The 12,721-nt window shown below is 49.8% G+C and carries 7 protein-coding genes; 4 read left to right on the forward strand and 3 right to left on the reverse strand.

Annotation, left to right across the window (positions count from 1 at the left end; all coding sequences use genetic code 11):
* Positions 1-3 precede the first annotated feature (3 nt).
* Positions 4-951, reverse strand: a complete 948-nt coding sequence (locus BS640_RS17430) for an ABC transporter permease (RefSeq protein ID WP_017491228.1) — start codon at positions 949-951, stop codon at positions 4-6.
* Positions 951-2,537, reverse strand: a complete 1,587-nt coding sequence (locus BS640_RS17435) for an ABC transporter substrate-binding protein (RefSeq protein WP_017491227.1) — start codon at positions 2,535-2,537, stop codon at positions 951-953. Before BS640_RS17435 ends, BS640_RS17430 begins: the two co-directional genes overlap by 1 nt.
* Positions 2,538-2,726: 189 nt before the next feature.
* Between BS640_RS17435 and BS640_RS17440 the strand changes: the two genes are divergently transcribed.
* Positions 2,727-3,005 carry a CBU_0592 family membrane protein gene (locus BS640_RS17440; RefSeq protein WP_017491226.1) on the forward strand — a complete coding sequence of 93 codons (279 nt, stop codon included), beginning with the start codon at positions 2,727-2,729 and terminating at the stop codon, positions 3,003-3,005.
* A 154-nt stretch (positions 3,006-3,159) separates the two neighbouring features.
* On the opposite strand, the gene BS640_RS17445 is transcribed toward BS640_RS17440, so the two are convergent.
* Positions 3,160-4,074: a LysR substrate-binding domain-containing protein gene (locus tag BS640_RS17445; RefSeq protein ID WP_084913000.1), complete on the reverse strand. Its 915-nt coding sequence runs from the start codon at positions 4,072-4,074 to the stop codon at positions 3,160-3,162.
* Positions 4,075-5,360: 1,286 nt separating this feature from the next.
* On the opposite strand from BS640_RS17445, the gene BS640_RS17450 reads away from it, so the two are divergent.
* The 3 genes from BS640_RS17450 (at position 5,361) to phoH (ending at position 12,686) form a co-directional block, all read left to right on the forward strand.
* Entirely contained in the window at positions 5,361-9,818 is a 4,458-nt protein-coding gene (locus tag BS640_RS17450) for a hypothetical protein (protein WP_139802832.1), read from the forward strand.
* A 199-nt stretch (positions 9,819-10,017) separates the two neighbouring features.
* The gene (locus BS640_RS17455) at positions 10,018-11,205 is read left to right on the forward strand and encodes an N-acetylmuramoyl-L-alanine amidase (RefSeq protein ID WP_084913002.1); all 1,188 of its coding nucleotides are present in this window, start codon (positions 10,018-10,020) and stop codon (positions 11,203-11,205) included.
* Between the two features lie 692 nt (positions 11,206-11,897).
* A complete protein-coding gene (gene phoH, locus BS640_RS17465) occupies positions 11,898-12,686 on the forward strand; it encodes a phosphate starvation-inducible protein PhoH (protein ID WP_017491283.1) in 789 nt (262 codons plus the stop codon).
* Positions 12,687-12,721 lie beyond the last annotated feature (35 nt).

Genomic DNA, 12,721 nt, shown 5'->3' on the forward strand with positions numbered 1-12,721 from the left:
AGGTTATCTGGCGTGGCGCAGGCGCGGGTTACACCAGATGGCCAGCAGATCGGCGGTGGTATTGAGCAGGATGTAGGTACCGCCAAACAGCAGCCCGCAGGCCTGTACCACCGGCAGATCGCGCTTGGTAACCGCATCGACCATGTACTGCCCAATCCCCGGATAGACGAACACGACCTCGACCAGGATAACCCCCACCACCAGATACGCCAGATTAAAGGCCACGACGTTGATAATTGGCGCGAGAGCGTTAGGCAGCGCATGCTGCACCACAATCCGCCAGCGCGGAATACCCTTCAGCACCGCGCTCTCGATATACGGGCTAGACATCACGGCGGTGACCGATGCGCGGGTCATACGCAGCATATGTGCCAGCACCACCAGCGTGAGCGTCAGCATCGGCAGGGTGCAAACGTACAGTCGAGCCGAGAACGTGGTGCTCGGGTCTACCATCGCCAGACTCGGAAACCAGGTCAGCCGGATAGCGAACACGATGACCAGCACGTAGCCGACGAAGAACTCCGGCACCGAAATGCTCAGCAGCGTCAGGGTATTGGCGAGGCGGTCAAACACCGAGCCGCGCCAGATAGCGGAGGCGATACCGAGGCCGACCGCCAGCGGAATGGCAACAATCGCCGCATAGGCCGCCAGAAACAGCGTGTTGCCGAGCCGCGGCAGCAGCTCTTCGCTAATCGGACGACCGTTGGCGAGAGAGTGCCCCAGGTCACCGTGCAGCACCGAGGCCAGCCAGTGCAGATACCGCAGCACCGGCGCCTGATCCAGACCCAGCTGCAAACGCAGCGCCGCGACGGTGTCAGGCGTGGCACTTTGGCCGAGAATGGCGGTAGCGACATCGCCCGGCAGCATCTCGGTGCCAATAAATATCAGCACCGAGACCAGCCACAGCGTGCCTATCCCCAGCAGTACGCGATAGAAAATTCGTTGTACCATCATCCCTCCAGCCAGACGCGCTCGGCTAAACGGCCACCCATAAAGTTGAACATCGGATGCGGCTTAATGCCGCCGACCTTCTTGTTGGCCGCGTCGAGATAGTCGCCAAACAGCGGGATCATCGCGCCACCATCGTCACGGACGATACTCTGAAGCTCTCCATAAATTTCAGCGCGTTTGCTCTCGTCGAGCAGCGAGCGAGCCTGAAGAAGCAGGGCGTCGAACTGGTCGTTTTTCCAGTGAGTGTCGTTCCATTTGGCCGTTGACTGGTAGGCCGTGGAGAACATCTGGTCGGCGGTGGGACGTCCGCCCCAATAGCCCATGCAGAACGGGGCTTTCATCCACACGTCGTCCCAATAACTGTCGGCAGGCTGGCGCTTGATGCTAATTTGTATTCCACCCTGTTGAGCCTCTTGCTGGTAAAGTGCGGCGGCGTCTAGCGCCCCGGCAAAAGCGGCGTCGGAGGACGAAAGCTCCAGCTTGAGCTCCGAGAGGCCGGCTTTTTTGAGATAAAACTTGGATTTGTCGGGGTCATAGGTGCGCTGTTCAAGCTGGTGGTTAAAGAATGGATCGGTTTTCGGGATAGGGTGGTCATTGCCCAGTTGCCCATAGCCGCGCAACACCGTGTCGAGGATTTTCTGCCTGTCAATGCCTTCCTTGACCGCCATACGGATATTGTTGTCTTTAAACGGGGCAACGCTACTGTCCATCAGGAAGGTAAAGTGTTGCCCACCGGAAGAGCGCACAATGTTGAGCATCGGGCTGCGTTTAAGGAAATCGACGGTCTTGAAATCGACGCGGTTGATGGCGTGCACCTGACCTGAAATCAGCGCATTGGTGCGAGCGGTAGGATCGTTGATAACGATGACTTCAACGGCGTCGACGTAGGCACGATCCGGTTTCCAGTAGTTGGGATTGCGCTTGAAATAGGAGCGCACGCCGGGTTCGTACTGGTCAAAGATATAACCGCCGGTGCCGATAGGGTGTGACCAGTCGGTGAAGCCATCGGGTACCACCACCAGATGGTAATCGGCCAGTAAATAAGGTAAATCAGCGTTGCCACCTGAAAGGGTAATAAGAATTTGTTTATCGTTCTGTTGGGTAATATTAGTAATCGGCGCCAGCTGACTTTTGATGGCGCTTCGTGATTTATCGCCACGATGCAGGTTGATTGAATAAATAATATCTTCGACTGAGAGCGTTTTGCCGTTATGGAAAGTGACACCTTCTCGCAGGGTAAATAACCACTCTGCTGCACCGGGTTTAGCTTCCCAGGAGGCGAGAAGTTCTGGCATGGCTTTATTGTTTTCGTCTATTTCAATCAGACCGTTCATCAGCATATAAGCCTGATTTAACGGCACCCAATCGCTATATAATGTTGGGTCGAGCGTATCGCTGGTGTTACCCCCTGACATCCCCAATTTTAATACGCCCCCTTTTTTAGGTTCTGCGGCAAAGGCGTTGAGCGGGGAAAGTCCGTAAGCGGTGGTCAACCCAACGGCGGCGGAACGGGTTATAAAGTCGCGACGGCTTAATCTGGCGTTGTGGATTAATTGGGACAGGTGTTTATCGTCATCATTAAACATTATTATATTATCTCCCGGTCTGAAGTGATGGCATCGTGGGTTTTGTTATCTGCCTGAACGAGTTATATCAAAGCTCTCCCTGAAACAAGTATGAAAAATTATCATGAGAGTATGCGAAAATTGCGCAGCACGACACCGTAAAAAGTTTTATTTTCCTTGCAATGAATCACAATAAAATGGGAACGATGCATGGATTTGCACACGGTAGTCGGCTTAATTGGCGTGTTTTGCTATCTGCTGGCTTATGCGCTGGTTCAAATGCGCAAACTAGAGGTTGATGCTGATATTTATGCCTATCTTAATATTATCGGTGGGGTGTTTGGCCTGTATTCGTTGAGCCATGACTTTAATCTCGCGTCCTGCATTTCGCAGTCAATGTGGCTGCTTTTTACCTTATTGGGAATGAAATCCGCTAGAAAAAGGCGCTTTCAGGATAAAACTAAAATTCCGCCGGTGGATATTAATTAAAAAAGAGTATAAGCAGCCGGATCCTTATTATCTAAGCACGCTGGGAAAGTGGGATTTTGTTATTTGATGAGCAGGTTAAAAACGTGGCATCAGCGTAAATTATCGCAGTTTTATACTTTATTGACCTAGTATGACCGTTTTGGTTGAAAATTAATCAGCCCTGCATTTGGCACTCATCGATATTGTCTTTCAGCCACTGGCTGACTCTACGGATTATGGGTCTGACGTATCTATCTTCAGGAATTAATAAATAGCATTTTCCGGCCGCCGCCAGTTTTCCTGGATGTGCGGCAACCAGTTGCCCCGAACGCATCGAGTCCTGAACCAGTCCTTCCCAGCCCAGTAAAATACCGTCGCCCTGTACCGCAGCCTGTACCAGAAAAGGGTAGCTATTGGCGCGCCAGGTGAGACGAGGCGCAAAGTGATGAACGCCCTGTGAGCTGAACCAGTCACGCCAACCGGTCCATTCACGCTGAGGATCGTCCTGGATAAGCAGCCGTTGATGGATAATCTCCTCGGCGGTGATATTAGCCGACAGCGTTTTAGCAAAGGCGGGGGAACACATTGGATAGCAAATCTCGTCAAACAGCGCTTCAGCGTGAAACCCTTCAGGCGCTTCGCGTAAATAGAAAATTGCCATGTCGAATTCTGAGGTCTTGAGTGATGAAAAGCTGTCTGAGATCTTCAGGCGTATTTGCAGGTCAGGAAGCGATTCACGCAGTCTGGAGAGGCGTGAGGAAAGCCACAGTTGCCCCATGGCGCTGGTACAGGCCAGCGTGACCTGTGGCAGACCGCTCCAGCCCATCACCTCGGCGGTCGAGTGGGAGATATCGCCCAGCGACTTACGAATCTCTGCGGCAAAGGCTTCTCCACGCGGCGTCAGGCTAACCTGACGCTGCGAGCGGGTGAAAAGTTTACACCCCAGCATCTCCTCAAGTTGGAGTATCTGGCGACTGATGGCGCTTTGCGTGAGGTTGAGCTCATCGGCGGCGCGTGAAAAGCTGCAATAACGAGCCACGCATTCGAAGGCAATCAAGGTATTGAGCGGCGGTAAAGGTTCTATCTGCACTCTGAGTTTCCTGAAAATTGACGCTTCGCCGAGCATAACGCAAAGTCAGTGCACGAGAGCATTTTTTTACATCATGATGTCATTAGGGTCAGGGTAACGTTAAGCGTATTTTTAGAGTTTCAAAGTAATTTACTCTGCTATAAAAACCCCACGAAATTTCAAGGACGGGAGGGGAGATGCCGCCGACTAATCAGGCTATTTGTAGCAGTACCGCGCCCCAGCATGTACCCCATTTGACTGAAAGCACGGCTAGCCCGGGAATAGCATCACGCTGCGTCGAGTGGGCCCGCAATACCGCGCTGTTACCCACATCCTTTTCTTGTCCCCCTTCATTGAGTGCACTCGCCTGGAGAATGGGTGATGGAGCTTTCAGGCTCGCCGTTTCCTTTTTGCGTCAGTTTGAGCAGCGCACTGAGTGGCAAGATTGCGCAGAAATGGACGCGGTCGAACATCCGCTTCTCGCCAGTCTCAACCATTTTCTTTGGCAGCAGGGCTATGGACTCCCGGCGCTACCTTTATTGGGCCCGGCAACGGCCTTTTGTAGCGTTTACTACGCCGCCAGTCTGGCATTGGGCCATGCCGCTATGGCAGAAAATGACGACGTTTTTCATCAAACATTGGCGGCTTATCTGGCGGGCGCGTGCGGATTGTCCTGCGACGTCTTTGCCACCTCCAGCGACAGGCAAACGCCAACCTGGGAAAGTGATTGCTCTATTTTAGAAACAGATCTGGAAGCAGGCAGCTCTTTTGACGAAATTCATTTGTTGGGCCTGCCCGCCACTGAGCCACTTTATGGTGCTACCGGCAGCCGCAGATATACCCTGGATCCCGCTTCATCTGCACTGTTTATCGGCCAGGTCCGCACCTCACCAATGAATTTTTGCTCTGCGCAGATACCGCTAAATCAGACCTCGATAGCGAGTGGGTTAGCGGGAGTGCAAATGGCGGTGCACTTAGCCGAGCAGCAAAATCGGGCAATTTATGCCATCAGTACCGGCGAGCATGCGGTGGCGGTAGATACCAGTCCGCTGGCCGCGTCGGTGTTGTCCCTGCCGTCGTTCGGACTCAGCGATCCACTGGTGTTTCCCACCGCGCAATCGGCCGAAATTAGCGTTAACTTACCGCCGTGGCGGCAGCTAGAGGGGCATTCAACGAGCAAAACTGTGCATAAAAGAGGCGTGATCCACGATGGCCCGCTAGCGCTGATGAAAGGGCGGTATAAGGAACCGTCGGGCTTTTTGCCGAGGCCTAACGCGCCTGCTCAACAGGAGCCCTCGCAGGCGAGTGTGCGTGAAGCACAGCTTTATGGGCTGAAGATTAACGCCGAAGATGGGCGACGTTATCCGCTGTTTGCGCCGCCGACCTCACAGATTGATTGCCTCAGTTGCCTTCCTGAGCCGTTGCCGCCGGTAAAAGCTCGCAGTCTGCTTGAGATGATAGAAAAGGTCTATTTCTGGGTCGAAGGCCTGAGTTCCCAGAGTAAACAGCGGGTCATTGAGCAATATATTCATCGTAAACCCGCTGCGGTTAGCAGTGATAGCCATAACAAAGCCCTGGAGGCCATTGTGGCTGCATGCGGTCTGCTGATGATCCACGATCCCACCCACGACAGGTGGCACAGCTCTTCTGCAGAGGTACAGACGCTCTTTTCTCTGCTGCTGATGCAGTCGCCGTTTGCTCATAACGAAGAATTAAAAATAGTGCTGGCGGCGTCTCCCGCCGGAGAGGCAATATTGGCAAAACTGCTACTCGACCAGCTGGATGCTTATCTTTCGCCGTCCTCTCAATTAATTAAAGCCAGTCATCAGCACGTCAGGGGGGTGATGACGCAGCCTGAGCCGGTGACCTATGGCCGATTGGAGGCCTGTTTAAAGGACATTCAGGACGCGTTTATCACGCGCGTCTTTTCGTCGCTGAAGGGGACGCTGGGCTTACAGCAGGATGACCTGTCGGCGGAAAAAGTCAGCAAAATTGCGCAGTGGCATCTAAGACTGATTGAATTTGACTATCCTTTCATGCTGTTGCGTGACTTAACGCCCGTAAAAGGAATGCCCTGCTTGTCGAGCACCGGTCTGCTGATGAATATCGGCGTCAGGCGGGTTCAGGATAGGCAGAAAATGAGTATGCTGACGCCACGCGATCTAACCTCTCTGGGGGAAGACCTGCTTCTGAATAACGTTCCCGAGGCGTTGATCAGGGATTTCAGCCATCTTGAGGCGTTGCACAAAGCGGCGGGAGCGGGGACGATGAGCGGGATTGAGGACGCCGCGAATAAACTGAAGCGCAAGAGCGTACTGTTGATTCAATATAGCGAAGCCAAACGTAGGCTGACGGAGGTGCTTAAGGCTCCGGGCGAGGATGCACCGAGCATTGCGGCCTTTAAATATTATCGTGATACCCAGCAGCGACTTTACGCACTGGCGCTGGAAAGTATTTCCGGGGTAGACCGGGCCAGGATGCTGGTTAACTTGCATCGTATGCATGGGATAACGCTGCAGTTTATCCAAATGGAAGACACGCAGGGAAATTCGTCGCTTTCACGTCCCCATATCGGATTTCTACTTTCCTCTGAAGGGAATATCAACCGTGCTGGTACGCAGGTCGAACCGCGTCACTACTTTATCTCTCTGATCCCGGCACAGAGCGATACAACACAGCCGCTGGTATTTCCTGTTCATTCAACCTTGCCCGACGAGCTACTCCAGCCTTTTAGTACTCAGGGAAAGAAGGAGTTTCTTGCACGTCTGTTTGACGATGCAACGGTCAATGATTCGCGCTATCAGTTTTATCTCCAGAATGAAGGCAGTCTGCATTCTGCCGTTCAAATAACGGACTGGAGAAACGTGGCCGATTCGCTGGCAAATAGCATCATTGCCCGCCAGTACTCGGCCATTGCTATGCCTGCCATTGCCCCGATGCGTCATGCCGTTGTCACTGAATCCTCTGAAAGTCAGGGCCCCGTTTCTTCATGGTTTCGCTATTTATTGAGCCAATTGATTTACCTGACCCCGATTGGCAACTGCAAAGACGCTGCCGAAGATTTGATAAAGGCAGATTTAGCGCCGTTGGTGCTCGATGGGGCTTTTTGCCTCTATGCCTTTGCCCCTGGCGCCAGCGAAGAGGAGCAGGGGATCAAGTCAGTCGCCAACATCATCAAGAATGTGTTGAAAAAGACGCTGGAAGATAATATTGCCGTCAGCGAGCAAGAGCCGGTACTCACCCGGTTGGACAAGACCCTCCAGGAGGTCGAATGCCAGCTGAAGCCGCATAATCAGGCCATTGACCGGGTACGTTACCACCTTAGTGGTAATAGAGGATTACGCCCTTGGCTCCTCTTTTCAGCCCTAAACAATGCGCTGGTGATTGGTGAAATTCCTGATGAATATAAACCCACTCTGGCCTGGCGCGAACCTTTTCACGATGTGCTCTATTTCATCCTTGCGACGCCTGGTGGGCAACGGGCCTACCGCTTTGATGAGCTTAATCAACTGCTGTTGCCTAATCCGAGCTCATCGTTGCTGACGCTGATGGCCCGAGAGGCGCATATTGACGCTCTGCCTGTGCTGGAAGAAACGCTCAGCACGGGTAATACGCATCGGTTAAGAACAGAAATCTATCAGCATGAGAGAATGCGTCATGTTGCGTACTACGGCGTATGCAACTGCGAGACGCTAGACTCTCAATATGAGGTGGTTGCTCAACAGACCGCCTTAGGAACCTATTTTTTCCCGGGGATAAAAGTACCCGCAACCGACAACCAGTACCGGCTTGTTCCATCAGGAATGCCTGAAGATCAACAGCTGGTGGTCGAGAAAAATAACGGAATACTCCGTTATTTGAGTGACAACGTGATCTATTTTAAGACCTCGTCTACCGCCTCACAGTTTATTGCTTCATCAGATGCCGCCGAGAATTTATTGAACAATCTGCAAAATATTCCTAACGGCTGGACCATGAAGGCGCTGTGGATAGAGCAGGGGGCGGGGGAGAGAATCGTGGTCGACTGGCAGGATACAGCAGGCAATTCACATCTACGTCACCCGGACAGGCAGGGGAAATGGCTAATCTGGGAAAGTCATCATCGCGGTATCTTTTGTCAACATTTATCGAGAGTAAGACGAAATGATAGCCCTGACACTTCACGTGTTGCCGGGCTTTTCTCTCCGGAGCACTGCGGCTATTTAGAAGTACCTAAAATAAACAGCCCCGGGCGCGCCGCAGCGCTTAATGTATTAACCCAGCGTGCTAAAAAACTTGCGGGACCGATTGTTTTCGAGAAAATCAACTGTGCCGATTTAGCCAAAAATATTTGTGCAGAGTTTGAGGATATCTGGGACACGATTCCTGACAGTATTCGTAAAGTTATTACGGATATTCGCGACTGGCGGATAGATGTGAAAGTGTTTAACGAGTTTGGCCGTTTTACCAACGCCCTTGCTGATTATTCCTATGCCTTAAATAACGTAGAACCATTGACTCATGACGATAAACGAGTCAAAAACCGATTCTGCCAAAAAGTATTAAACTTAATCAAAGAATATGAAAAGCTGAAGCTTAGCGTGCTGGAAAGTAAAAGGCTGAAAGAAGAGTTTCGAGACGCTAAAAAAGATTACTACGATACCTACATTGCAAGAAACCTGAAGGCCAACAACTGGCTTAATCGCTGGTTTCAACGCGTCAAGTTTACCGATAAAACCTTGGGAAACTATATCGTTAAGGCAACGACTCCAGAGCAGATCGTGCGCGATTATGAATTTCTCTATCAGGGGATTCAGGGAGCCATGACGCAACTTAATCACATGGCTGAATCCATCTCGGCACGTTTAAGTGAATCGTCAGCCGCTGGCTTCCTGAGTGGTGCATTGAAGGACTTTTTTAACGCCGATTTCACGCCGCCTCAGGTTGATGATTTTAGGGAGAAAATATCTCGTTATCTGCATAAAATCGGCGGCTTTAACATCAGTCAGGTTGTGGTTGTCGCCGACAGATTGTCTGAGGGGCGACTCGCATCAGGCTGCTACGATACGCCGATTGAAAAGCTAATTTATGGCGACGGTGCTTTCAGCTTCGTTTATAACAGCGAGAGCGATAAACATATTTATATACTGGATTATTTATCTAACCAGCAGTTTATTGAATATGCCCTAGCGCACGAACTTGGCCATTTGACCTTCGATGAGAGTAAGTATGCTTTTTCGGAGGAGATATATCTGAAGGCGAACACAGTTGTTAAAAACTTTAATGTTTCTGGCGCGTCAAAATTTGCCCGTCACCTGATGTCTGACAAGGGCTTTTTCCTCGACTATATCGCCAAGTACGACAGTTTTGGTGCCGCCTTCTATCGCCATTTTTTTGCTCATACCCGTAATCCCCATCATAGACGCGCACTGCGCAATTATCATGCTCTCTTTTTGGATAGAAGCAGTATCGGGTCGCTGTACTCCAACGATGCTAAACTCAGGAAACGTGAGCTGGCTCCGGTGGTGGACTACTTTTTTTCGGTACCCGACATACAACTGAATATTGCCTACTATAACCCGGACATTTTTTGTGGTTTATTTAACTTTATCTATGAAAGAGCCCTCGGAATCGTCAATCAGGAGGCAGAAGAGAGGCGTCGTAAAAAGCGCCAAAGTGGGGAATCGTCTAAACAAGATAACAAGGAATTTTTTAAAACGTTGTTATTTTCGGCACTGTACGAAAAACATCTTCAGGACAATGACGCACATTTAGCACATCAATGATAATAATTAAAAAACAATTCAAAGTGCAATAAAGTAATTCAAACATTTCAGATTAATGAATTTTAAACATATTGGAAATAAAAAGAGATTAAATAACCTGATTATTATTAGATTGTTACTGGTCACGGAAAAAGGCTTACGCGAAAATCTCTCCACACATCCTGACCGTTCAATGTGCTCCCTGGAGAGTGAGTAATTTATGACCATTAATCAATCCCGAAGAAAACTGCTGGTCTTTGGAATGGGCATGACTCTGGTATCGCCAAAGATATTTGCCGCACAAAAAATAGCTTTGTTGGATCTCAAATCAACCAGCGACAGTTTACATATTACTCTGCCAGCGAACGATCCGCATGCGCGGGTGTTCACGTTGGATAACCCCGACAGGGTGGTGATTGATGTTTCAATGACCGCGTTCTCGTCGTCATTAATGCACTCGCTGGTGGTGGTCAAACAAAAATTTCCGTGGATAGTCCGTGCTAAAATTGCGCACTTTAACCCGCAAACTGCGCGTATCGTTTTTGAGCTCAATCAGTCGGCGAAAATAAGCCATCAGAACGTTGAAGGGTTAAAAAGTATCAGCGTGACGGTAGCAAAAGGGGCGATGGCCGCTATTCCTGCGGTGGAAAAAGAAAATGCTCAGCCGGAGCCTGAGGCTTATAAACCTGAGGAAAAAATAAGCAACCGACCTTTGCTGGTAATGATTGACCCCGGCCACGGTGGTAAAGACCCAGGCGCTATTGGTGGCGGTGGAACCTATGAAAAACACGTGGTATTGGATATTGCCAGACATTTACAACAGCAGCTGCAACGGCAGTATAAAATACACGCAGTATTAACCCGTCAGGACGATGTATTTATTCCTCTCTATCACCGGGTGAATTTAGCACACCAGCATGAGGCAGACTTATTTATCTCTATTCATGCGGACGGTTTTAGTAACGATCAGGTCTCGGGTGCCTCTGTTTTTGCGCTGTCAGAACACGGCGCGGGCAGTGCTATGGCGCGCTATCTCTCGCAAAGTGAAAACAGCGTCGATGCTATCTATGACAATGATGTACAAACCAATGATGCCTACCTGAAACAGACGTTGTTCGACCTCGATCAGACCGAAACCATTAACCGCAGCCTCGAGTTTGGCAAACATCTGGCAACCCATATCGAGACCGTTCATCATATGCATAACCGTCATATTGAACAGGCCGGTTTTGTGGTGCTAAAATCACCGCGTATACCTTCCGTACTGGTAGAAACATCGTTTATTACCAATCATCAGGAAGAGAAATTGCTGCAACAGCCGGGCTTCCAGTTAAAAATGGCCAAGGCTCTGGCGAGCGGTATTCACGGTTATTTAAATCAGGAACGTAAAGAAAACTTGATCGCCTAGAAAGATCCTCGCGCTTAAAACCTTTCTCGTTTCATATTAGTGTCACATACCATGATGAAAACTATCCGGAAACATGGCATAAAGTCTCCGGGTGGTTTGATCAAAAAAAGGATCTGGGATCCTATTGACTCCTTCAAATATTTTTTTTACATTCAAGTAACACCGCTAGCGAAGTTTTCAGATATCGTTATACTGAAATTAACTAGCAGCAACTGCGGGGATAGCGAATGGTAAAGTCCATGTTTGGGCTAGGCTGTAAAAATAACGCTTCATCATTCTCCACTCGTTGTCCTGATTTTTCAGCAGACGAGGGTCAGACCTCCGACTCTCTGGTATTAAGCAGTTTTCTATGTAGCAATAGTAAACGTTTATTCTCTCTATCCAAGACTTCACAGCGACCACGTTCTTTAACTGACCTGGCACCCTCACTGAAACAACCCTTCTCCTCTTTTGGTTTTTTTACTGGCTTATTGACTGTTATGGTCAGTGGTTTGTCATTCATGACAATGCCTCCTCGTGAAAAGAAATGGAGAAATAGATTAATTATTAATCGACGGTCTTTATTTTCTCTTCACGTTATTCATTGGCTCAACTTGGTCTAAAAGGAGACCAAAACCTCATCTGTATGTGAAACATAATCGTGCGGGCCTCCGGCCTATAGCGTTAAGTGAAACAAACTGTAAGGTGCCACTATGGGAAGACAAAAAGCAGTGATCAAAGCTCGTCGTGAAGCGAAACGTGTAATCAGACGTGACTCACGCAGTCACCGCCAACGTGAGGAAGAATCAGTGACCTCATTAGTGAACATGGGCGGTGTGGAATCCATCGGTATGGCTCGCGATACTCGCGACACCTCCATTATCGAAGCGCGTACGGAAGCTCAAGGTCATTACTTATTAGCCATAGAGAATAAGCAGTTGATTTTTGCCACAGGCGAAGCAGGTTGTGGCAAAACGTTTATCAGCGCTGCGAAAGCGGCAGAGGCGTTAATTCACAAAGAGATAGACAGGATTATAGTGACTCGCCCGGTACTGCAGGCCGATGAAGATCTCGGTTTCTTGCCTGGGGATATTTCAGAGAAATTTGCTCCTTATTTCAGGCCAGTTTACGACATTCTCGTTCGTCGTTTGGGCTCTTCCTTTATGCAGTATTGTCTGCGACCGGAAATAGGGAAGGTAGAAATTGCGCCATTTGCCTATATGCGTGGGCGTACTTTCGAAAATGCGGTGGTGATTCTGGATGAAGCCCAGAACGTCACAGCCAGTCAGATGAAAATGTTCCTGACCCGTCTCGGTGAAAATGTGACGGTGATAGTCAACGGGGATGTCACCCAGTGCGATCTACCGCGCGGCGTGGTATCAGGGCTTAGCGATGCACTGACTCGCTTCAAAGAAGACGAGATGGTCGGCATCATTCGCTTCACTAAAGAAGACTGCGTACGTTCAGATTTGTGCCAACATGCGCTGAACGCCTACTCATAACTCACACTGAAGTTTCAATAGAAAGGCCGCCAATT

The sequence above is a fragment of the Rouxiella badensis genome (assembly GCF_002093665.1).
Lineage (GTDB): Bacteria > Pseudomonadota > Gammaproteobacteria > Enterobacterales > Enterobacteriaceae > Rouxiella > Rouxiella badensis.

Bases quoted from the DNA above. Each gene is read 5' to 3' on its own strand.
- BS640_RS17455 (WP_084913002.1), top strand. From the start codon at position 10,018: ATGACCATTAATCAATCCCGAAGAAAACTGCTGGTCTTTGGAATGGGC.
- BS640_RS17440 (WP_017491226.1), top strand. From the start codon at position 2,727: ATGGATTTGCACACGGTAGTCGGCTTAATTGGCGTGTTTTGCTATCTG.
- phoH (WP_017491283.1), top strand. From the start codon at position 11,898: ATGGGAAGACAAAAAGCAGTGATCAAAGCTCGTCGTGAAGCGAAACGT.
- BS640_RS17435 (WP_017491227.1), bottom strand. From the start codon at position 2,537: ATGTTTAATGATGACGATAAACACCTGTCCCAATTAATCCACAACGCC.
- BS640_RS17430 (WP_017491228.1), bottom strand. From the start codon at position 951: ATGGTACAACGAATTTTCTATCGCGTACTGCTGGGGATAGGCACGCTG.